This window comes from Streptomyces sp. NPDC034670, assembly GCF_055574875.1.
Window position 1 is genome coordinate 26803 of sequence record NZ_JBVITR010000009.1, and the last position, 20283, is coordinate 47085.

The 20283-nt window shown below is 75.0% G+C and carries 22 protein-coding genes and 1 other RNA gene; 14 read left to right on the forward strand and 9 right to left on the reverse strand.

Translation table 11 applies throughout. The annotated features are described in order from the left end of the window. Positions 1 to 180: 180 nt before the first annotated feature. A complete protein-coding gene (locus tag ACZ56B_RS09145) occupies positions 181 to 585 on the forward strand; it encodes a hypothetical protein (RefSeq protein WP_468787881.1) in 405 nt (134 codons plus the stop codon). 188 nt (positions 586 to 773) lie between these two features. Continuing rightward, a complete protein-coding gene (locus ACZ56B_RS09150) occupies positions 774 to 980 on the forward strand; it encodes a hypothetical protein (RefSeq protein WP_468787883.1) in 207 nt (68 codons plus the stop codon). A 4-nt stretch (positions 981 to 984) separates the two neighbouring features. On the opposite strand, the gene rnpB is transcribed toward ACZ56B_RS09150, so the two are convergent. After that, positions 985 to 1396, reverse strand: an RNA gene (gene rnpB, locus ACZ56B_RS09155) — RNase P RNA component class A. Between the two features lie 80 nt (positions 1397 to 1476). Beyond that, positions 1477 to 2055, reverse strand: coding sequence for a Uma2 family endonuclease (locus ACZ56B_RS09160; RefSeq protein WP_468787885.1), 579 nt, complete (start codon positions 2053 to 2055; stop codon positions 1477 to 1479). A 163-nt stretch (positions 2056 to 2218) separates the two neighbouring features. Between ACZ56B_RS09160 and ACZ56B_RS09165 the strand changes: the two genes are divergently transcribed. The 4 genes from ACZ56B_RS09165 (at position 2219) to eda (ending at position 5287) form a co-directional block, all read left to right on the forward strand. Continuing rightward, a complete protein-coding gene (locus tag ACZ56B_RS09165) occupies positions 2219 to 2986 on the forward strand; it encodes a MerR family transcriptional regulator (RefSeq protein ID WP_468787887.1) in 768 nt (255 codons plus the stop codon). 101 nt (positions 2987 to 3087) lie between these two features. Beyond that, entirely contained in the window at positions 3088 to 3693 is a 606-nt protein-coding gene (locus ACZ56B_RS09170; protein WP_468787889.1) for a hypothetical protein, read from the forward strand. 45 nt (positions 3694 to 3738) lie between these two features. Next, a complete protein-coding gene (gene yaaA / locus ACZ56B_RS09175; protein ID WP_468787891.1) occupies positions 3739 to 4521 on the forward strand; it encodes a peroxide stress protein YaaA in 783 nt (260 codons plus the stop codon). Positions 4522 to 4594: 73 nt separating this feature from the next. Continuing rightward, positions 4595 to 5287: a bifunctional 4-hydroxy-2-oxoglutarate aldolase/2-dehydro-3-deoxy-phosphogluconate aldolase gene (eda, locus tag ACZ56B_RS09180; protein ID WP_468787893.1), complete on the forward strand. Its 693-nt coding sequence runs from the start codon at positions 4595 to 4597 to the stop codon at positions 5285 to 5287. Here the strand turns inward: eda and ACZ56B_RS09185 are convergent. From ACZ56B_RS09185 to ACZ56B_RS09195, 3 genes are read right to left on the reverse strand one after another with little or no spacing between them, the layout of a single operon-like run. Then, positions 5262 to 6506, reverse strand: a complete 1245-nt coding sequence (locus ACZ56B_RS09185) for a bifunctional RNase H/acid phosphatase (RefSeq protein ID WP_468787895.1) — start codon at positions 6504 to 6506, stop codon at positions 5262 to 5264. The genes eda and ACZ56B_RS09185 overlap by 26 nt on opposite strands. A gap of 8 nt (positions 6507 to 6514) precedes the next feature. Beyond that, positions 6515 to 7258: a zinc ribbon domain-containing protein gene (locus ACZ56B_RS09190; protein ID WP_468788115.1), complete on the reverse strand. Its 744-nt coding sequence runs from the start codon at positions 7256 to 7258 to the stop codon at positions 6515 to 6517. Further along, a complete protein-coding gene (locus ACZ56B_RS09195) occupies positions 7255 to 8154 on the reverse strand; it encodes a Nif3-like dinuclear metal center hexameric protein (RefSeq protein ID WP_468787897.1) in 900 nt (299 codons plus the stop codon). Before ACZ56B_RS09195 ends, ACZ56B_RS09190 begins: the two co-directional genes overlap by 4 nt. 209 nt (positions 8155 to 8363) lie before the next feature. On the opposite strand from ACZ56B_RS09195, the gene ACZ56B_RS09200 reads away from it, so the two are divergent. After that, complete coding sequence (locus ACZ56B_RS09200; protein ID WP_468787899.1) at positions 8364 to 9662, forward strand: hypothetical protein; 1299 nt, start codon at positions 8364 to 8366, stop codon at positions 9660 to 9662. 97 nt (positions 9663 to 9759) lie between these two features. Beyond that, positions 9760 to 9927, forward strand: coding sequence for a hypothetical protein (locus ACZ56B_RS09205; RefSeq protein WP_468787901.1), 168 nt, complete (start codon positions 9760 to 9762; stop codon positions 9925 to 9927). A 377-nt stretch (positions 9928 to 10304) separates the two neighbouring features. Here the strand turns inward: ACZ56B_RS09205 and ACZ56B_RS09210 are convergent, their stop codons facing one another. After that, positions 10305 to 11783: an MFS transporter gene (locus tag ACZ56B_RS09210; protein WP_468787903.1), complete on the reverse strand. Its 1479-nt coding sequence runs from the start codon at positions 11781 to 11783 to the stop codon at positions 10305 to 10307. 243 nt (positions 11784 to 12026) lie between these two features. Between ACZ56B_RS09210 and ACZ56B_RS09215 the strand changes: the two genes are divergently transcribed. The 5 genes from ACZ56B_RS09215 to ACZ56B_RS09235 all read left to right on the forward strand — a co-directional run bounded on the left by ACZ56B_RS09215 (position 12027) and on the right by ACZ56B_RS09235 (position 15610). Further along, a complete protein-coding gene (locus ACZ56B_RS09215; protein WP_468787905.1) occupies positions 12027 to 12293 on the forward strand; it encodes a WGxxGxxG family protein in 267 nt (88 codons plus the stop codon). Between the two features lie 182 nt (positions 12294 to 12475). Beyond that, a complete protein-coding gene (locus ACZ56B_RS09220) occupies positions 12476 to 13126 on the forward strand; it encodes a class I SAM-dependent methyltransferase (RefSeq protein ID WP_468787907.1) in 651 nt (216 codons plus the stop codon). Between the two features lie 107 nt (positions 13127 to 13233). Then, on the forward strand, positions 13234 to 14190 hold the full coding sequence (locus tag ACZ56B_RS09225) for an N-acetylmuramoyl-L-alanine amidase (protein ID WP_468787909.1): 957 nt from the start codon (positions 13234 to 13236) through the stop codon (positions 14188 to 14190). A gap of 160 nt (positions 14191 to 14350) precedes the next feature. Further along, on the forward strand, positions 14351 to 15175 hold the full coding sequence (locus tag ACZ56B_RS09230; protein WP_468787911.1) for a hypothetical protein: 825 nt from the start codon (positions 14351 to 14353) through the stop codon (positions 15173 to 15175). Between the two features lie 141 nt (positions 15176 to 15316). Next, entirely contained in the window at positions 15317 to 15610 is a 294-nt protein-coding gene (locus ACZ56B_RS09235; RefSeq protein WP_004988791.1) for a hypothetical protein, read from the forward strand. A 264-nt stretch (positions 15611 to 15874) separates the two neighbouring features. On the opposite strand, the gene ACZ56B_RS09240 is transcribed toward ACZ56B_RS09235, so the two are convergent. From ACZ56B_RS09240 to ACZ56B_RS09250, 3 genes are read right to left on the reverse strand one after another with little or no spacing between them, the layout of a single operon-like run. Continuing rightward, positions 15875 to 16960, reverse strand: coding sequence for a prenyltransferase/squalene oxidase repeat-containing protein (locus ACZ56B_RS09240; RefSeq protein WP_468787913.1), 1086 nt, complete (start codon positions 16958 to 16960; stop codon positions 15875 to 15877). Further along, positions 16957 to 17703, reverse strand: a complete 747-nt coding sequence (locus ACZ56B_RS09245) for a class I SAM-dependent methyltransferase (RefSeq protein WP_468787915.1) — start codon at positions 17701 to 17703, stop codon at positions 16957 to 16959. Before ACZ56B_RS09245 ends, ACZ56B_RS09240 begins: the two co-directional genes overlap by 4 nt. Continuing rightward, a complete protein-coding gene (locus ACZ56B_RS09250; protein ID WP_468787917.1) occupies positions 17697 to 19226 on the reverse strand; it encodes a glycosyltransferase family 4 protein in 1530 nt (509 codons plus the stop codon). Before ACZ56B_RS09250 ends, ACZ56B_RS09245 begins: the two co-directional genes overlap by 7 nt. A 206-nt stretch (positions 19227 to 19432) precedes the next feature. Between ACZ56B_RS09250 and ACZ56B_RS09255 the strand changes: the two genes are divergently transcribed. Then, the gene (locus ACZ56B_RS09255) at positions 19433 to 20167 is read left to right on the forward strand and encodes a TetR family transcriptional regulator (protein ID WP_468787919.1); all 735 of its coding nucleotides are present in this window, start codon (positions 19433 to 19435) and stop codon (positions 20165 to 20167) included. Positions 20168 to 20283 lie beyond the last annotated feature (116 nt).

Below are 20283 nucleotides of genomic sequence, written 5' to 3' on the forward strand. Positions count from 1 at the left end.
GGGCGGACCGCGGACAACAGAGTGCCGAAGGGCTGTCCGGGGGCCGCGGAGCGACCGCCGTTCCTGACCGCGACAGGCCGACCGCCCTGACGGGAGCCCCCGTTCGATCGCTCGGTGAGAAACGCGCGTACACCCGTCTGCCCGTCTTTTCCGGTGCTTCCCACGTCAAGGAGACAGTTCATGAGATCCCGAATGATCATCGGCGCCGCCGGAGCGGCACTGGTCCTCGGCCTGGGCCTGTCGACCACGCAGGTCCACGCGGCCGACGGCCGGGCCTCCGCATGCGGCTACGAGGTCTGCGCGAGCACGACGAACGGCTCGGCCACGCTGTACCTGGACCGTTGGGCGGGGAGCGTGTGGGAGGTCTGTGACGACGCCCGCGACGGAATGCGGGCCATGGCGACGGTCAGGTACGCCGGCCAGACCCTCCATCTCCAGACCACGGCAGGAGAGGGGTCGTGCAGCTCTCCGCGGAACTTCTACCCGACCCCCGGAAGCGGCGCCGTGATCTCCTACACGGTCTGGGTGCAGGACGGTGCCAACGGAACGCCCCGGTACTCCAGGAGCGGCAGCTACACCTGGTGACGGCCCCGGTCCGGCGGTGACGAGGGCGAGGCAGGGCCGTTCGCCTCCACCCGGTCGTCAGTCGGGGCGGCGACGCCCGGCCACCCGTCGCCGCCCGGCGCGTACTCCGCCCGGACCGTCCGGCCGTGGGTGCCGGTCCCAGCGGGTGGCCGGCGCGGTGACCGGAGAAGGACCCCGCCCCGGGCAACATGCCCCGGCAGGACAAACGGCAGCGGCTCGGCGAGCACAGCCTCCTGCGCCTCACCCACGGAACCCTGCTCGGCCCTCCGCCCACCACCGACATCAGCGACTGGGCCGGTGGCTGGGACGAAGACCGCGTCCGCTCACGCGGAAGCCACCTGGCTTCCCCGGCTCCGCGCATCCGGCCGTCGGCGGACGACCTGCTCGCACACTGAGCGGCAGACGAGTCGGGCTGTACGCCGGGTTCTGTTCCGGCGGGTCCTCGCGGGCCCGCCGGCGACGGCCATCCATCTAGGACCGGTGTTGCCACCGGCCTCGTGCGGTCTACCCGCGGACTCGGGCGGGCAGCCCTCGATCGTCCGCGCAGAGCGCGTTTCACGGCGCTCCTCTTGACCTTGCTCCGGGTGGGGTTTACCTAGCCGCCTGAGTCACCTCAGGCGCTGGTGGTCTCTTACACCACCGTTTCACCCTTACCGGGGTCCGTACGGATACGGTCCCCGGCGGTCTGTTCTCTGTGGCACTGTCCCGCGGGTCACCCCGGGTGGCTGTTGGCCACCACCCTGCCCTGTGGAGCCCGGACGTTCCTCGGGAAGCCCCCTAGGGGACTCCACGCGGCCGTCCGCCCGGCTCGTCTGCCGTGCCGACCATCGTACCCGGCGCGGGGGCCGGCCTTCGTCCCGCCGCCGTGGCGGGGAAGGCGCCTCGGGGGAATCAGAGGAAGTCGGCGGTGTCCGGGTCGAAGGCGAAGGGCTCGGGGAGGGACAGCGGCTCGCCCAGGGGGCGGGTGCGGTGCTCCCGGTACTCGTCCTGCTCCGGGTCGCTGAACAGCGTGACCGAGGAGGTCTCGCGGTCGACGAGCAGGTGGAGGGGAATGCCGCCGCGGGCGTAGCAACGGGGCTCGGCCTCGCGGTCGGCCTGAGGCTTGCTCGAGGTCACCTCCAGGACCAGGGCGACGCCGTCACAGGGCATCCAGGGGCCGGCTCCCCGGTAGAGGCGCAGGGCCGTGGGAGCGAAGGTGCCGTCCGGAATCACGTGGTTCTTCGGACAGGCTCCACCGCTGTTCGGCTTCAGCCCCTTGTTCCCGGAGAACTGCATGTCCGTCCGGGACCTCCTGACCACCTGCGTCACGATCAATCCGATGCAGTCCTCGTGGTCCCCGTCCGGCGGCGGCGTCACGACGATCTCCCCCTCGATCAGCTCGGCCCGGAAACCCTCCGGAGTCTCCAGGGCGAGAAAGCCCTCCAGCAGGACGTCCGCCTGCGAGAGCGGCTCGTGGGCCGTGGCAGTCATGTCACGCCCCTCCTTCTGTCGCCCGTCGGACGGGGACATCGGCTGATCACCTGTCCGTGGGATCGGGAGTCGTTCCCTCGAGCGTGGCACAGGATCACGGGCACCGTCGGACGCCACGACGTCCGCTTGACCCTGCCGCGACGTCAACGTCTCTACTGGTCCCATGCGGATCGGAGAACTCGCCGCGGCCGTCGGCGTCACCACGCGGACCGTGCGGCACTACCACCACCTGGGGCTGCTGCCGGAACCGGAGCGGCGGGCCAACGGCTACCGGGACTACACCCTGCGGCACGCCGTCGTGCTGGCGCGGATCAGGCGGCTGACGGAGCTGGGGCTGGGGCTCGCCGAGGTGCGGGACGTGCTCGCGGACGACGCCGGGAAGGACCTCGCCGAGGTGCTGACGGAGCTGGACGAGGACCTGGCGCGGCAGGAGGCGGCGCTGCGGGACCGCCGGGAGCGGCTGCGGGCGCTGCTGGAGTCGGAGGACCGGATGGTCGCCGAGGGGCCGGTCTCGCCGGAGCTGGCCGCGCTGTTCCGGGACGTGGGGGACGTGACGGACTCCCCGACGGCCGCCAAGGACCGGGAGGTGCTCGCGTTGCTGGAGACGGCGGTGCCGCCGGAGGAGCGGGAGCGGCTGATGGGGCTGCTCGGCGGGGTCGTGGGCGCGCCGGGCGGGGTGGAACGGGCGGTCTCCCTGTACGGGCTGCTCGACGCGCTCGCCGACGCGGAGCCGGACGACCCGCGGGTGGACGAGGCGGCCCGCGCGCTCGCCGCGTGCGTCCCCGCCGAGCTGGTTCCGCAAGGGGAGGGGGAAGGGGCGGGGATCGACCAGGAGCACAGCTTCCTGCGCGCGCTCTACGCCGACTTCGCCCCGGCGCAGGCGGAGGCGATCCGCCGGGCGCTGCGGCTCGCCGCGGGGGGACGGACGTGAGGGGAACGGACGTGAGGGGGAGGGTCGTGAGAGGGACAGGCGCGAAAGGGAGGGGCGGGAAAGGAAGGGGCGGGAAAGGGACTGGTGCGAAGGGGGCGGTCGTGAGGGGCTCGCGGATCGCCCTGGTCCTCGCGCGGCACGAGCTGCGGCTGCTGGCGAGCCTGGTGCTGTGGGGGGCGCGGCGCACCCACGGGGTCCGCGGCGGGAGGGCGTTCGGGTACGCGCGCGGGCAGGCGGCCGTGATGTTCGGGTTCGCGTTCGTGTGCGTGGTCGAGACGGTGGTGATGTCCGTGCTGCTGCGGGCCTGGCCGACCGTGCACGCGGTGGTGCTCCTGCTGGACGTGTACACCGTCGTCCTCGTGGTCGCCCTGCACGCCGCTTCCGTCGTGCGCCCCCACGTGCTGGACGCGGACGCGCTGCGGATCCGCCGGGCGACCCACGTCGACCTGCGGATACCGCGGGAGCGGATCGCCTCCGTGCGGCGCGAGACGCGCATGACCCACGAGAAGGCCGACGGCGAGTTCGACGTCGACGTCGGCTCGCGGACGAGCGTCACCGTCCGCCTCGCCGAACCGGTCACCCACGTCACCTTCTTCGGCCGCCGCCGCGAGGTCCGCCTGGTCCGGTTCCACGCCGACGACCCGGACGGCCTGGTCCGGGCCCTGACGGACGGGGAACGGGTCGGGGAGCGCACCCCGCGGGCGTAGGGGGCGGGCACCGTACCCTGGCGGAGTTCGACCGAAGGAGTACGTGTGCTTGTCCTGCTGCCGCCGTCCGAAGGCAAGGCCGTTTCCGGCCACGGTGCCGCGCTGGAGCTCGGGTCGCTGTCGCTGCCCGGGCTGACGGCCGCCCGGGAGGCCGTCCTCACCGAGCTGGTGGACCTGTGCGCCGCCGACGAGGACAAGGCGCGCGAGGTGCTCGGGCTGAGCGAGGGGCTGCGGGGCGAGGTCGCGAAGAACGCGGAGCTGCGGACGGCCGGTACGCGGCCCGCCGGGGAGATCTATACCGGGGTGCTGTACGACGCCCTGGACCTGGCCTCCCTCGACGCGGCGGCGAGGGAGCGGGCCGCGGCGTCCCTGCTGGTCTTCTCCGGGTTGTGGGGGGCGGTCCGGATCACCGACCGGATCCCCTCCTACCGCTGCTCGATGGGCGTGAAGCTGCCCGGGACCGGCGCGCTGGGCGCGCACTGGCGGGCGGCGACCGCCTCCGTGCTGCCCGAGGCGGCCGGGAGCGGGCTGGTGCTGGACCTGCGGTCGGCGGCGTACGCGGCGGCCTGGCGGCCGAAGGGCGAGGTGGCCGCGCGGACGGCGACGGTGCGGGTGCTGCACGCGTCGACCCGGAAGGTGGTCAGCCACTTCAACAAGGCGACCAAGGGACGGATCGTGCGCAGCCTGCTGACCGCCGGGGCCGACCCGGCCGGCCCCGCCGAGCTGGTGGAGGCGCTGCGGGACCTCGGGTACGAGGTGGAGGCGGCGGCACCGGCCAGGGCGGGGACCGCCTGGACGCTGGACGTGCTGGTGACCGAGGTGCACTGACACCCACCCCCCTTCGTTGCATCATGCGCAACGACCTTTGCGGAGGGCGCTCCGGTGCGGGCAGGATGCCGCCATGAGTTCTCCCCTGCCCTCCCCCGCCGCCGCCTTCGCCACCGACGCCTCCGAAGACTCCCCCTCCTCCGTCCTCGACCTCGCCCCCGTGCTGCCCGTCGTCGTCCTCGAGGACGCCGCCGACGCCGTGCCGCTGGCCCGCGCGTTGGTGGCCGGCGGGCTGCCCGCGATCGAGGTGACCCTGCGGACGCCCGCCGCGCCCGCCGCGATCCGGGCGATCGCCGACGGGGTGCCGGAGGCGGTGGTCGGGGCCGGGACGGTGATCACGCCGGAGCAGGTGGACGAGGCGGTGGGCGCGGGGGCGCGGTTCCTGGTCAGTCCCGGCTGGACGGACGCGCTGCTCGGGGCGGTGCGGGCGTCCGGGGTGCCGTTCCTGCCGGGGGTGTCGACCGTCTCGGAGGTGATGGCGCTGCTGGAGCGCGGGGTGCGGGAGATGAAGTTCTTCCCGGCGCGGGCCGCGGGCGGGACGGCGTACCTGAAGGCGCTCGCCGGGCCGCTCCCCCAGGCCCGTTTCTGCCCGACCGGGGGGATCGCGGCGGACTCCGCCCCGGACTACCTGGCGCTGCCCAACGTCGGCTGTGTGGGCGGGAGCTGGATGCTGCCGGCGGACGCGGTGGCGGCCCGGGACTGGGACCGGATCGAGCGGCTGGCCCGTGAGGCGGCGGGGCTCAGCGCAGGTGCGAGGTGTCGTTGAACAGGCGGACGCTGGCGTTGCCGTCGGCGTAGTACGCCACCGCCGAGAGCGAGGCCGCCGACAGTTCCATGCGGAACAGGGCCTCGGGCGGGGCGCCCAGGGCGAGCCGTACGAGCGTCTTGATCGGTGTCACGTGGGTGACGAGCAGGACCGTGCGCCCCGCGTACGCCGCGATCAGCCCGTCCCGGGCGGCGGCGACCCGGGCCGCGGTGGCCGCGAAGCTCTCGCCGCCGCCGGTGGGTTCGGCGTCCGGTGAGGTCAGCCAGGCGTTCAGGTCGTCGGGGTGGCGTTCGCGGACCTCGGCGAAGGTCAGGCCCTCCCAGGCGCCGAAGTCGGTCTCCCGCAGCCCCTCGTCCACGGCCACCTCCAGGCCGAGGCGGGCGGCGACGATGCCGGCGGTCTCGCGGGTGCGGGCGAGGGGGGAGGCGACGACCGCCTGGACGGTGCCGCGCCGGGCCAGGGCGTCGGCGACCTTCTCGGCCTGCTCCCGGCCGACGCCGGAGAGGGAGGGGTCGCTGCCGCCGCTGCCCGAGAAGCGCTTCTGCGGGGTCAGCGGGGTCTCGCCGTGCCGGAGCAGGACGAAGGTGGCGGGCGTCCCCATGTCGGGGGGCGCCCACCCGGAACCGGGCGTGGCCACGGCGCGCGCGGCCCGGACGTCGGCGCCGGCGGCACCGGCCGCGGCGGCCCCGGAACCCGTCCCGGTGGCCCCGGTGCCGGCGGCGGTGTCCTCCCCGCCGTCCGCGAGGGGAGTCGTGGCGGTCCCGCCGTCCAGCTCGGCCGTGGAGGCCGACGCGCTCCAGCTCTCCCCCCGCCTGCCCGCGTCCATCGCCTCGTTGGCCAGGCGGTCGGCGTGCTTGTTCCGCTCGCGGGGGATCCACTCGTACGTCACCCGCCCCGGCGGGAAGACCTCCGCCGCCTCGGCGGCGAGCGGCTTCATGTCGGGGTGCCTGATCCTCCAGCGGCCGGTCATCTGCTCGATGACGAGCTTGGAGTCCATCCGGACGTGGACCCGCGCCTGCGGGTCCAGCTCGCGGGCGGCGCGCAGGCCGGCCAGCAGGCCCCGGTACTCGGCGACGTTGTTGGTGGCGACGCCGAGGTACTCGGCCGCCTCCCTCAGGGTCCGCCCCGTCGCCGCGTCGCTCACCACGGCCCCGTAGCCCGCGGGCCCCGGGTTGCCCCGTGACCCGCCGTCCGCCTCGACGATGAACTCCCGCGCCAAAGCAGCCCCTACAGCCCCGACTCGGACGTGCGCACCAGGATGCGGCGGCAGTTCTCGCAGCGCACCACCGTGTCGGGCGCGGCCCGGCGGATCTCGTTCAGCTCGGTGATGGCGAGCTCCTGGCGGCAGCCCTGGCAGGTGCGGGCGTACAGCTTCGCGGCGCCGATGCCGCCCTGCTGCTCGCGCAGCTTCTCGTACAGCTTGAGCAGGTCGGCGGGGACGGATCCGGCGATGACCTCGCGCTCCTTGGTGACCGAGGCGATCTCGCCGTCGATCCCCTCCAGGGCCGTGTCCCGGCGCCCGACGGCGTCGTCGATCTTCGCCTGGACGGAGGCGACGCGGTCGGTCAGTTCGGCGACCCGCTCCTGCGCGGACTCACGGCGCTCCATGATCTCCAGGACGATGTCCTCGAGGTCGCCCTGGCGCCTGGCGAGGGAGACGATCTCGTGCTGGAGGTTCTCCAGGTCCTTGGGCGAGGAGACGGCACCGGAGTCGAGGCGCTTCTGGTCGCGGGCGGCGCGCTGGCGCACCTGGTCCACGTCCTGCTCGGCCTTGGTCTGCTCGCGGGCGCAGTCGCCCTCCTCGGTCTGCGCGGCGACGAGCAGGTCGCGCAGCTGGGCGTGGTCCTTCGTCAGCGACTCGATCTCGGCGTGCTCGGGGAGCGACTTCCGCTTGTACGCGAGCTGCTGGAGGCGGACGTCGAGGTCCTGGACGTCGAGGAGTCGGATCTGGTCGGCGGGCGCGGCGTTCAGTTGGGGGCTCCAGGGGTGTCGGAGTCGGAGGCGCGCGAAGCGCTCCCCGCGAGGGCGGTGACCGGGGACGCCGCGTGGGCGGTCCAGGGGTCGGTGACCGTCTTCGAGACGTGGACCCGAAGGCCCCATCCGTGACGGTCGGAGATCTCGTCGAGCTGGGCTGCGGCCAGCTCGCACCAGGGCCACTCGGTGGCCCAGTGCGCCGCGTCGAGCAGCGCCAGGGGACCGCGGGCGCGGTCCGCCATGAACTCGGAGGCCGGGTGGTGGCGCAGGTCCGCGGTGAGGAAGGCGTCCACGCCGGCGGCGCGGACGTGCTCGAAGAGGCTGTCGCCGGAGCCGCCGCTGACGGCGACCGTGCGGACGAGCGCCTCGGGGTCGCCGGCGACGCGGATGCCCTGCGCGGTGGCGGGGAGGCGTTCGGCGGCGCGGGCGGCGAGGTCGCGGACGGTCAGCGGGTGGTCGAGTTCGCAGACGCGGCCCAGCCCCCGGCGGCCCCCGGGGTCGGTGGGGTCCGGCACGAGGGGCCGGACGACCCTGAGGTCCAGGGCGCCGGCCAGGGCGTCGGAGACACCCGGGTCGGCGGTGTCGGCGTTGGTGTGGGCGACGTGCAGCGCGACGCCGTTCCTGATGAGCGCGTGCACCACCCGGCCCTTGGGGGTGGAGGCCGCGACGGTGGTCGTCCCGCGCAGGTAGAGCGGGTGGTGGGTGACGAGCAGGTCGGCGCCCAGCCGCACCGCCTCGTCGGCGGTCTCCTGGACCGGGTCCACGGCGAACAGGACCCGTGCGACCTCCTGGTCGGGCTCGCCCACGACGGTGCCGACCGCGTCCCAGGACTCGGCCCGTTCGGCGGGCCACAGGGTCTCCAGCACGGCGATGACTTCAGACAGACGGGGCACGGGTGCAAGGCTACCTGGCTCCTCTTCCCGCCTGAACCGGCGCGGCTTGCGCGGACCCGGCCGTCCGCCTCCCGCGCGGCCGGTCGGCACACGTGCTCCCGTCTCCTCAGGAGAATCGTTCCTGGAGCACCCTTATGTGTGAAGTGCGGCGCCGTCGGCCCCCGCCCGTGCGTGCGATAACTACGGTCGTCGCCGGAGGTGACCGAACCATGACGGTCTGTACCTTCCCCGGGCTCGGGGTCTCACCCGAGCGCGGGGGACCCCCGCCGGCCACGACGGGGCACGACGACGGAACCGGGCGCCCGGGCTGCGTCATCACCGCGGACGGCTCCTACGCCGCGCGCCTCGCCCCGGCCGGCGGCTCCCTCTTCCCGGAGCGCTGGACCCTGGACGGCCCCGAGCCCTACGCGGTGTCGCTGCCCGGCGACCGGCCCGAGGAACCCGGCACCGAGGTGCAGCCCCTGAGCGACGGACGGGTCCTCGTCCACCGGCCGGTGGACGGCCCGCACGCCTTCTGCCTGCTGTACCCGACCGGTCCCGGCACCGGCGAGCTGCCGCTGGGCACGGTCGAGTGCCCCGAGGAGGGCACCCGGGTGCGGCTGCTGCCGCCCGCCCCGGGCGGGGAGCGGGCGTACGCCCTGGCCGTGGGCCGGCGGTCGACGGCGGTGTGGCGGGTCGCGGGCGGCGCGTCCGGGCCCGAACGGCTCGCCGAGGTCCCCGGCCGCTGCTCGGGCGGGGCGTGGCTGGACCACGAGGGACGGATGCTGGCCCTGGACCGGGAGACCGGCGGGCGCACCAAGGCGGTGGTGGTGGACCTGGAGCGCGGCGGCGAGATGTCCCCGCTGCTCCAGATCGCCGAAGGAAGCGACGACCGGGTGCTGCTGGCCGACCCGGACAGCGGGCTGCTGCTGGTCCGCTCGGACGCGCCCTCGCCGGGGCGGAGCCGGCTGGGCTGGGGCGTGCTGGGCAGCACGCTGCCGGTGCGCTTCCCGGAGTGCCTGCGGGTGGCGGGCTGCGCCGTCACCCCGTTCGCGATCCAGCCGGGGCAGATGCTGACGCCGGAGAGCTGCGCGGTGGCGCTGCGCGTCGACGGCGCGGTCGGCAGCTGGGTCGGGGTGTGGCGGCCGGCGGAGCGGCGGGTGCACCACCTCCCGGCACCCGAGGGGTGGCTGGCCGGCAGCGGGCTGTGGACGGCGGACGGGGTGCTGCGGCTGCCCTACTCCACCCGCGCGGTGCCGTGCGGGGTGGCCCCGCTGACCGCGCCCGGGCAGCGGGAGCGGCCGGAGGGCCCGGGCCTGGGCCTGCGCCCGTCGACGGCGCCGGAGCACCCGGCTTCCGGCCCGTCCGCGGACCGCGGCGGGCCCCCGGTCCACGGCGCGCCCCCCTCGGCCGCCGACGGGTCCCCGGACCTCTTCGGCCCCGACGTCCTCCACGCCCCCGGCGCCCCCTCCGCCCCCCGCCCCGTGCCCCTCCAACAGGCGCCGCTGGAAAGGCTTGTAACGAAGTAGCGGCGGTCGGCGCGGCCGCCTGGATCCGGGGCGTGGTCGGCCGGTTACACTCACCCGGCTGCAGGAAAGACCATGTCTACGGGGTGAATTCCTTCCGATGAACGACGTCATCACGCACCAGCCGCAGACCGCCGAGGGCGGGCAGGCCGCCGCCGGGCACGGCAGGCACCGGGGGCCGGTCTCCACACAGGAGGCCGAGACGGCCCCGCGCGGCCGTCACCGCAGGCCGGTGGAGGAGAACGAGAGCCCGGGGACCGCCGCCTGACGCCACGTCAGGTACGGCCCGGACCACGGGAGCACGACCGGCCCCGCCCGTCGCACGACGGGCGGGGCCGCACCGTTTCCGGAGCCCCGGCCCCCGGGCCGCCGGGCCCGGGGGTCTCCCGCGGGCCCGGCGCGCGCACGGGCGGAGCCCCCGAGGGCGTCCGGCGACGTGCCGCCCGCCCCGCGCGGACCGGAGGGCCCGTCCGGGGCGGGCCGCCGCTCAGGGGCGCCGGAACAGCGCCGTCCAGAGGAAGTCCCGTCCGAAGTGCGGGGCGTCCTCGGGCAGGTGGCGCATCCGGCGCAGTTCGACCTCCGTCAGGCCCGAGAAGATCCGGCGCAGCGAGGCGGCCGTGTCCCTCCGGACCCCGCCGGAGCCCGTCAGGGGGCCTTCTCGGCCGCCGCCGCCCGCACTTTCCCGTGCCCCTGCTCGGTGGCGGCGGCCGTCCGCCGCGGCAGCCACGCCCACATCAGCACCGCCCCGGCGGCCAGGACGACCGCCCCCGTGCGGAACACCAGCGCGTACCCCTCCGTCAGCGCCTGGGGGGTCCGGTCGCCCGCCGTGCGGGCCGCCGCGATCGTCGACATGACCGCGAGCCCCAGGGAACCGCCCATCGTGCGGGAGGTGTTCACCAGCCCGGAGACGACCCCGGCCTCCCGGGGCGGCGCGCCGGACGTGGCGAGCGCGGCGAGCGGCGTCCCGGCGAGGCCCGCGCCCAGCATCATGAGGACGCCGGGGACCATGATCGTGACCAGGTACGTCCCGTCGGCGGTCATCGTCGACTGCCAGCCGAAGCCGGCCACCGCGACCAGCGTGCCGAGCACGGCCACGGCGCGCGGGCCCGTGGCGCGCATCAGCCGGGGCGCGGCCTTGGAACCGAGGACCACGGCGAGCGAGCTGGGCACCAGGGCGAGCCCGGCCTCCAGCGGGGTGTAGCCGAGCACGTTCTGCGCGTAGAGGGTCATGAAGAACCACATGCAGAACATCGCGGAGCCGCTCAGGAACATCGCCGCGTTCGCCGACGCCACCGACCTCAGCCGCAGCAGTCCGAGCGGCATCAGCGGCGCCTTCGCCCGCGCCTCGACCAGGAGGAACAGCGCGACGAGGACGAGCCCGGCGCACAGCGGCACCAGGGCGGCCACCGCCGTCCACCCCTCGGCCTCGGTCTGCGAGATGCCGTACGCCAGCGTGGCGAGACCGGCCGTCACCAGCAGCGCGCCGGGCAGGTCCAGGCGCCGCCCCTCCCCGTCCCGGCTCTCCACCAGCCACCCCGCGGCACCGGCCAGCACCACCACGCCGACCGGCACGTTGATCAGCAGCACCCAGCGCCACGACAGCGCCTCCACCAGCACCCCGCCGACGAACCCGCCGGCCGCGCCGCCGCCCGCGCCGACGGCCGTCCAGGTCGCTATGGCCCGGGCGCGGGCCGGTCCGTCCGGCACCGCGGAGGTGACGAGGGTGAGCGTGGAGGGCGCCAGGACGGCCGCCCCGAGCCCCTGCACGGCCCGCGCCAGCAGCAGGTGCCAGCCCTCCTGGGCCAGCCCGCCGCCCAGCGAGGCCAGGGTGAACAGCCCGAGGCCGACGAGGAACATGCGCTTGCGCCCGTAGAGGTCGCCGGCCCGGCCGCCGAGCAGCATGAAACCGGCGAAGGCGATGGCGTACGCGTTGACCACCCACTGCAGGCCCTGCTCGCCGAGGTCCAGCCCGGTGCGCACGGACGGCAGGGCCACGTTCACCACGGAGATGTCGAGCACGACGAGGAACTGCCCGGCACACGCGAGCGCCACCACCAGCCACGTGGGGGGAGCGCCGCGGCCGGACGGACGGGGGCTGCGAGGGGTTTCGAGCATGTGCGCCATGTTCTCAACCGGTCCGCGCCCGCCGCATCGGCATTTCGTCCCGTGCCGGCTCGGCCCGCCGTCCCGGGCCCGGGACGGCCCGGAGCGGCGAAGGGGGGCCGGCGCGCCCGGCGGGGGCGGGCACCGGCGGAAACAAGAAGCAGCACCCAGGGACCAGAACTCCCAAAGATGCCTGTTACTGGAGAAAAGGGGCACTACGGACGGTGCGAAAGCGACTGCTGAGACCACGGAAGGAGACCCGCCATGCGCAAACTCGCGGGCACCGCCCTCATCGCCGCCCTCATCGCCGTCGCACCGGCCGGCGCGGCCTTCGGCCAGACCGCCGAACAGCCGACCCGTCCGGGCACCGTCGCCACGGTCGTCCAGGCCCAGGACGACAACGACGACGGCGGCGGCAACGGCGGACTGTGGGGCCTCCTCGGCCTCCTCGGACTGGCCGGGCTGATCCCCCGGAAGAACAAGCGCGACCAGACCCACCGGGGCACCACGGGGGGCGGCACGCGCATGTGACCGGCGGCGCGCGCAGGTGACCGCCGGACGAAGGGCCGCAGGGGCCGTCCGCCCCGCGTCGCACCGCCGCGTCCCGGGGCGGGCGGATCCCCGCCGTCCCGCGGCACCCCTGCCGACGGGGCCCGGGGCGGGTACGGCAGCATGGGCCGTGCCCACGTACGACCTCGGGAAAGGCACCCCCCATGCCGATGGCTCCCCCGCCGGAGATCCTGGCCGCGTTCGAGGCGGCGAAGGGCTTCATGCCCGCGGACGAGGGCCTGGCCCTGTACGCGGCGGCGGCCGAGGCCGGACGGCTGGGCCTGCCCCTGCTGGAGGTCGGCACCTACTGCGGCCGTTCCACGATCCTGCTCGCCGACGCGGCCCGCGGGGCGGGCGTCACCGTGCTCACCGTGGACCACCACCGCGGCAGCGAGGAGCAGCAGCCCGGCTGGGACTACCACGACCCGGAGACGGTCGACCCGGAGCTCGGGCTGATGGACACCCTCCCCACCTTCCGCCGCACCCTGCACCGGGCGGGACTGGAGGACCGGGTGGTGGCCCTGGTGGGCCGCTCCCCGCAGATCGCCGCCCTGTGGAACTCCCCCCTCGCCCTGGTCTTCGTCGACGGCGGCCACACCGACGAGCACGCCACGGCCGACTACGAGGGCTGGGCCCCCCACGTCGCCGAGGGCGGCCTCCTCGTCGTCCACGACGTCTTCCCGGACCCGGTGGACGAGTTCACCGGCCAGGCCCCGTACCGCGTCTACCTCCGCGCCCTGGGGTCCGGCGCCTTCACGGAGGTCTCGGCCACCGGCTCCCTGCGGGTGCTGCGCCGCACGGGGACGGGGATCTGAGTCCGCCGGACCGGTGGAGGGCGGGGCGGGCCGCCGGGCCCTGCCGCCGAGCTCCCGGCCGCCCGCGGGGCGGACGGGAGCTCGGCGCAAGGCCCTAGAGTGGCCGCGTGTCGTACTCAGGTCCCGGCTTCGATCCTCCCCGGCCCCGGCGGTCCCGGCGCGGGCCGCTGACCGTGGCGCTCGCCGCGCTCGTCCCCGGGGCGCTGCTCGGGTGGGCGGTGTACGCGGCCGTGGACGGACCGGGGGACGGCGGGAGCTCCGCGGGCACGTCCGCGACGGCGTCCGCGTCCGCCTCGTCCCGGGCGCCCTCCTCGGCCGCCTCGCCGCCGGGCGGCCCCGGCGACCAGAAGCCCTCCGCCTCCCCCGCGGCCCCCTCCCCCTCCGCCTCCGGACCGCTCGCGGGGAAGGTCGTCGTCCTCGACCCGGGGCACAACCCGGGCAACTTCCGGCACACCGCCGAGATCAACCGCCGGGTGGACGTCGGGACGCACCGCAAGGAGTGCGACACCACCGGCACGTCCACCGACGACGGTTACGCCGAGGCCCGGTTCACCCTCGACGTCGCCCACCGCGTGCGCGCGCTCCTCCAGGAGCAGGGCGCCACCGTGAAGCTGACGCAGGACGCCGACCGGCCGTTCGGACCGTGCGTGGACGAGCGGGCCCGGATCGGCAACGAGGCGGAGGCCGACGCCGTCGTCTCGATCCACGCCGACGGCTCCGGCGCCGGCAACCGCGGCTTCCACGTCATCCTCCCCGGTGCCGTCGACGCCGGCGCCGCCGACACCCGGGCCATCGTCGGACCCTCCCGCGACCTCGGTGAGCGCATCGCCGGCCACTTCGTCCGCGCCACCGGCGACGCCCCCTCCAACTACGTCGGCGGCGGCACCGGCCTCGTCACGCGGAAGGACCTGGGCGGTCTCAATCTGTCAACGGTTCCGAAGGTGTTCGTCGAGTGCGGCAACATGCGCGATAGCAAGGACGCGGCGCTGCTGACCAGCGGCGCCTGGCGGCAGAAAGCGGCGCGGGGGATCTCCGACGGAATCGTGAGCTTCCTGCGCGGGTAGGGATCGGCCCGCCGGTCCCGGCGGACAGCCCGATCGTCCGGACGATAGTGTCGTCCGGACGATGAGGGGCGCCACCCCCGCGCTTCCCACCGGGGCCCTCGGGCAACGTGGTGACAGCGACGCCTCCTCCGACGACGAGACGACTATCGAAGGACCTGAAGTGAATATCCGCTCCCTCACTCGAGGCGACGGCGTGGTGATCGGAGCAGCGGTGTTGCTGTTCATCGCGTCGTTCCTCGATCTCTACTCCGTCGACGGCGCGCCCGACAGTCTCGACCTCCCCAGCCTGTGGGCGAGCGGGCCGGTGGTACTCGGTGTCGTGCTGGCGGGCCTCATCGGCGCCGCGCTCGTCGTCGTCAGCCGGGGCCTGCCGCAGCCGCCGAAGGTCGCGGGGCTCGACCTCGCCCAGTTCGGCACGGCCTTCACGGTGTTCGCCGCCTGGAGCGCGCTCGGCAACATCTTCGACGTGGCCGGTGGCGCCGACAACTTCGGCGGCGGCTCCGACGGCCCCGACCCCGGCATCGGCCTGATCCTGGCCCTCGTCGCCACGCTCGTCATGGCCGCCGCGGCCGTCGCCACCCCGCTGGTCCCCGCCCTCAAGGGCGCCCTCGTCCCGGCCCCCCGCCCCGCAGCCCCGCAGCCCTACGGCGCCCAGCCGCCCGGCGGTTACGGCTACCCGGGCGCGCAGCAGGCCTCCTTCGGCGGTCAGCCGCAGCCGGGCCAGCCCGGCCAGCAGCCCTTCCCCGGCCAGCCGCAGCAGGGACAGCCCGCACCGGCGCCGGCCGGCGACTTCTCGCCGTTCTGGTTCGCCGTGCCGGTGCCCCGGCCGCTCTTCCCGGAGGACGGCTCGCCCACGCCGATCGCCGAACTGGCCCCCGGTACCTGGTACCTGGCGGTGGAGCAGCGCGGTCAGGCCCTCGTCGCCCAGACGCAGGACGGCCGGCGCGGCGTGCTGCAGGACACCTCGGGGATCCAGCGCGGCTGACCCCGGCCCCCGTCACACCGGCCCCTCGCCCTCGCGGGCGGGGGGCCGTCGCCGTCCGGGGCGGGCGCCCGGGGGCGGACCGGCGCCGGGTCCGGTCGCCCTCGCGGGTTTCAACCGGGCTTCCGGGGCCAGACGGAAGGCATGTCCCCTCGCTATCGCACTGGCTCCAACTCCGCGGGGACGGTCGTCGCGGTGATCGCGGACATCATGGCCGTCATCCTCGGACTGTGGATCCTGATGTACCTGCTGGACGCCAACCGGGGCAACGACCTGGTGCAGTTCGTCCATGACGCGGCCAACTGGCTGGCCGGCTGGTCGCGTGACCTGTTCACCTTCGACGAGGAGTGGGCGCGGGTGGTCGCCGGTTACGGACTGGCCGCGGTGGTCTACCTGTTCATCGGCCACGCCATCGCGGGCCGCCTCCGCCGCCCCTGACCCACACCCCCGACACCCCCGCCCCACCGACCGGACGACCAGCCGCGTGACCCGGGGGTCCGGGGGCTCCCCCCGGAGAACGCAGCACCTTCGACGAGGAGTGGGCGCGGGTGGTCGCCGGTTACGGACTGGCCGCGGTGGTCCACCTGTTCATCGGCCACGCCATCGCGGGCCGCCTCCGCCGCCCCTGACCCACGCCCCCGACACCCCCGCCCCACCGACCGGACGACCAGCCGCGTGACCCGGGGGTCCGGGGGCTCCCCCTCAGGTCAGGGCGCAGCAGTCCGGGTCGAGGCCCCGGGGCAGGTGGTCGCCGCCGAACACCGTGCAGGTGGCCTCGTGGCCGCCGAGCGCGGCGACGGCCAGCAGCAGGGCGCCGGCCGTCCAGGAGGTCAGCTCCCGCGGCCAGATCACCCCGTCGTCGAAGACGTAGCCCGTCCAGTACAGGCCGGTCTCCGGATCGCGCAGGTGCTGGATCGACTGGAGCACCTCCAGCGCGCGGTCGGACTCGCCCATCGCCCACAGGGCCAGGGCGAGTTCGGCCGACTCGCCGCCGGTCACCCACGGGTTGGGCACCACGCAGCGCACCCCGAGCCCGGGCACGACGAAGCGGTCCCAGCCCTCCTCGATGCGGGCCTTGGCCTCGGCGCCGGTGAGCGCGCCGCCGAGCACCGGGTAGTACCAGTCCATCGAGTAGCGGTCCTTGTCCAGGAACCGCTCCGGGTGGTGCCGGATCGCGTGCCGGAGCGCGCCCGCCGCCAGCTCCCAGTCGGGCTGCGGCTCCTCGCGCTGCTCGGCGACGGCCAGGGCGCAGCGCAGCGCGTGGTGGACGGACGAGGAGCCGGTGAGCAGCGCGTCCGCGACGGCCGTGCCGTCGTCGTCGCGCCGCCAGCCGATCTGCCCGCCGGGCTGCTGCAGCCGCAGCACGAACTCCACCGCCGCCCGCACGGAGGGCCACATGCGGTCCAGGAACGTGTCGTCGCCGGTGGAGAGGTAGTGGTGCCAGACGCCGACCGCGATGTAGGCGACGAAGTTGGTCTCGCGGCCCCGGTCGGTGACGTCGTGCGGGTCGCCGTCGGCGTAGGCGGCGTACCAGGAGCCGTCCTCCAACTGGTGCCGGGCCAGCCACAGGTAGGCCCGCTCGGCGGCCTCGTGCTCGCCGGCCGTGTCCAGCGCCATCGCGGCCTCGACGTGGTCCCAGGGGTCCAGGTGGTGCCCGCGGAACCACGGGATCGCGCCGTCCTCCCGCTGCACGGCGAGGATGCCGGCGACGGTCGCGGCGGCCTGCCCGGCGGTGAGGACCCCGGGCAGGACGAGGTGTTCCGTCCGGGGGGTCCGGGGAGTGGTCACGCGGCGTCCGCCTCGGCCTCGGCGCGCGGCAGGTGCGGCTTGGTCGCGTACGCCACGAAGCTCTTGCCGATCACCGGGTTCAGCGCCCGCTCGGCGACCCGGGTGGCCAGCGGCTTCTTCATGATGTCCCAGACCAGCAGCTTGTGGTACGCCCGCACCGGCAGCGCCTTGTCGTTGTCCACGCCGAACGCGCACTTCAGCCACCAGTACGGCGAGTGCAGCGCGTGCGCGTGGTGGGTGCCGTAGGGGCGCAGGCCCGCCTCGCGGATCTTCGCCAGCAGCTCGTCCGCCTTGTAGATGCGGATGTGGCCGCCCTCGACCTCGTGGTAGGCGTCGGACAGCGTCCAGCACACCTTCTCGGGACCGTAGCGCGGGACGGTGATCGCGATCCGGCCGCCGGGCCTGAGCACGCGCACCATCTCCGCGAGGACGCCCTTGTCGTCCGGGATGTGCTCCATCACCTCGGAGATGATCACGACGTCGAAGGACGCGTCGGGGAAGGGCAGGGCGAGGGCGTCGCCCTCCATGGCGGTCGCGGTGGCTCCGGCGGGGGCCTCCCCGGCCTCCTTCATCGCCGCGAACCACTGGGCGACCTCGCGGATCTCCTCGCCGTTCCGGTCCAGCGCCACGACCCGCGCGCCGCGCCGGTAGCACTCGAACGCGTGCCGGCCGGCCCCGCAGCCGAGGTCCAGGACGCGGTCGCCCGGGGCGAGCGGGAACCGGGAGAAGTCGACGGTCAGCACGTGGCCCTGCTTTCGCGGTCTGAGGTTTCTGCTGTGGTCACGGACACGGCGCCCGGGCCCGCGGGGACCCCGGGGGCGGTGTCCCCGTCCGTGGGGGCCGCGGGGCGGCCGGGGGGCGTGGTCGCGGAGCGGCCGGCGGGCCGCGGCGCCGGGCGGCCGTGGTCCGCCGCGGGGCGGCGCCGGGCCGTGCCCGCCGAGCGGGCCCCCGCGGCGTCACGGCCGTCCGGGCCGGCCATCGCCTCGCGGTAGCGGGCCACCGTGCCCTCGGCCGCCCGCGCCCAGGTGAAGTGCCGCAGCACCCGCTCCCGCCCGGCCGTCCCGAGCCGCGCCCGCAGCTCCGCGTCGCCCAGCAGCCTGGTGAGTCCGGCGGCCAGCGCCCCCGCGTCGCCGGGCGGCACGGCCAGGCACGTCTCCCCGTCGCGGCCGGCGACCTCGGGGATCGCGCCGCCGGTCGTGGCGAGCAGCGGGGTGCCCGTGGCCATCGCCTCGGCGGCCGGGAGCGAGAAGCCCTCGTAGAGCGACGGCACGCACGCGACCTGCGCCGAGCGCACGAGGTCGACGAGTTCGGCGTCCGAGATGCCCTTGACGAACTCGACCGCGCCCTCGAGCCCGTAGCGCTCCATCGCCTGGGCGACGGGCCCCTCCGCGGGCCGCTTGCCGACCACGACCAGGTGGGCCTCCGGGTGCTCGGTGCGGACCTTCGCCAGCGCCTCGACGAGGAAGACCAGGCCCTTGAGCGGCACGTCCGCGCTGGAGGTGGTCACGATCCGGCCCGGCACCACCGGCACCGACGGGTCCGGCGCGAACAGGTCGGTGTCGGCGCCGATGTGGACGACGTGGATCCGGTCCTGCCGCACGCCGAGGTGGTCGATGATCTCCTGACGGGAGGTGCCGGAGACGGTGAGCACGGACGGCAGGCGGCGCGCCACCCGCTTCTGCATCCGGGTGAAGGCGTACCAGCGGCGCACCGAGTACCGGCGCCGCCGGCTCCCGGCGGCGTCCAGCTCCAACTGCCGGTCGACGGTGATGGGGTGGTGGATGGTGGTCACCAGGGGGGCGCCGACGTCGCCGAGCAGGCCGTAGCCGAGCGTCTGGTTGTCGTGGACGACGTCGAAGTCCCCGCGGCGGGCGCGCAGATGGCGGCGGGCGCGCAGGGAGAACGTCAGCGGCTCGGGGAAGCCGCCGGTCCACATCGTGCCGACCTCGAGCGCGTCGATCCAGTCGCGGTACTCGTCGCGCTTCGGGGTGCGGAAGGGGTCCGGCTGGCGGTAGAGGTCGAGGCTGGGCAGCTCGGTGAGGCTCAGCCCGTCGTACCCCTCGTCGAGGACGGGGTAGGGCTGGGCGCCGATGACCTCGACCCGGTGCCCGAGGCGGGCGAGCTCGCGCGAGAGGTGGCGCACGTAGACGCCCTGCCCGCCGCAGAACGGGTTTCCCTTGTAGGTGAGGAGTGCGATGCGGAGCGGTCGCAAGCCGTCGGATGCGGGCCCTTCCAAGGACCCGGCCTGACTGGCCTCAGCGGTCACTCTGGGCCCCCTTCTCCCTGCACTGTCCCGCGAGACTACGCCGGGACGCTCATCTAGAACAAGTTTCAGAGTTGATCGTTCAGAGCCTCCGAATCTACCGGCAGGTAAGGGCGCTGTGAGCAGTGGATCAGGTGATTCACGCCACGGCGGACGGCGTGCCATGCTGTCTGATCATCCATCCTCACCGACTGTCACGGACGGGACCCATGCCCGCGGAAGCCAACAGGGACAAGGCGGCCAAGGCGGCCAAGGCGGCCGAGTCGCCCACGGCGGCCACGGCGGACGAGGGGGCCCGGACGCAGGCCCGCGCTCCGCGCTCCGCCCCGGCCGCACCGCGCTCCGCCCCCGCCTCGCCGCTCACCGAGCGGCAGGAGGCGCGCCGGCGGCGCATCCTGCGGGCGAGCGCCCAGCTCGCCGGCCGCGGCGGCTTCGACGCGGTGCAGATGCGCGAGGTCGCGGAGTCCTCCCAGGTGGCGCTCGGCACGCTGTACCGCTACTTCCCGTCCAAGGTCCACCTGCTGGTCGCCACGATGCAGGACCAGCTGGAGCACCTGCACGGCACCCTGCGGAAGAAGCCGCCGGCCGGCGCGACCGCGGCCGAGCGGGCCGCCGAGACCCTGATGCGGGCCTTCCGCGCGCTCCAGCGCGAGCCGCACCTGGCCGACGCCATGGTGCGCGCCCTGACCTTCGCGGACCGCAGCGTGAGCCCGGAGGTCGACCAGGTCTCCCGGCAGACCACGGCGATCATCCTGGACGCCGTGGGCCTCACCGACCCCACGCCCGAGCAGCTCGCCGCGGTGCGCGTCATCGAGCACACCTGGCACTCGACGCTGATCACCTGGCTCTCGGGCCGCGCCTCCATCGCCCAGGTGAGGAGCGACATCGAGACGGCGTGCCGCCTGATGGACCTGGCGACCCCGGAGGAGCCCGGCACCCCCTGACGAAACTTTCGCCGCCTTTCGGCGGAGGCCTCTCCTCCCCCGCCCCGGTACCGCTTCGGCCATACCGGGACCGGGCGTGCGCGAACGGTTGACCACTCCTGCCACCGTCCGTATCG

Excerpts from the sequence above, each read along its gene's own strand:
- ACZ56B_RS09145 (WP_468787881.1), top strand. The coding sequence starts at position 181 with ATGAGATCCCGAATGATCATCGGCGCCGCCGGAGCGGCACTGGTCCTC.
- ACZ56B_RS09215 (WP_468787905.1), top strand. The coding sequence starts at position 12,027 with ATGCGCAAACTCGCGGGCACCGCCCTCATCGCCGCCCTCATCGCCGTC.
- ACZ56B_RS09150 (WP_468787883.1), top strand. The coding sequence starts at position 774 with ATGCCCCGGCAGGACAAACGGCAGCGGCTCGGCGAGCACAGCCTCCTG.
- eda (WP_468787893.1), top strand. The coding sequence starts at position 4,595 with ATGAGTTCTCCCCTGCCCTCCCCCGCCGCCGCCTTCGCCACCGACGCC.
- ACZ56B_RS09165 (WP_468787887.1), top strand. The coding sequence starts at position 2,219 with ATGCGGATCGGAGAACTCGCCGCGGCCGTCGGCGTCACCACGCGGACC.
- ACZ56B_RS09210 (WP_468787903.1), bottom strand. The coding sequence starts at position 11,783 with ATGGCGCACATGCTCGAAACCCCTCGCAGCCCCCGTCCGTCCGGCCGC.
- ACZ56B_RS09220 (WP_468787907.1), top strand. The coding sequence starts at position 12,476 with ATGCCGATGGCTCCCCCGCCGGAGATCCTGGCCGCGTTCGAGGCGGCG.
- ACZ56B_RS09205 (WP_468787901.1), top strand. The coding sequence starts at position 9,760 with ATGAACGACGTCATCACGCACCAGCCGCAGACCGCCGAGGGCGGGCAG.
- ACZ56B_RS09160 (WP_468787885.1), bottom strand. The coding sequence starts at position 2,055 with ATGACTGCCACGGCCCACGAGCCGCTCTCGCAGGCGGACGTCCTGCTG.
- ACZ56B_RS09235 (WP_004988791.1), top strand. The coding sequence starts at position 15,317 with ATGTCCCCTCGCTATCGCACTGGCTCCAACTCCGCGGGGACGGTCGTC.
- ACZ56B_RS09255 (WP_468787919.1), top strand. The coding sequence starts at position 19,433 with ATGCCCGCGGAAGCCAACAGGGACAAGGCGGCCAAGGCGGCCAAGGCG.
- ACZ56B_RS09200 (WP_468787899.1), top strand. The coding sequence starts at position 8,364 with ATGACGGTCTGTACCTTCCCCGGGCTCGGGGTCTCACCCGAGCGCGGG.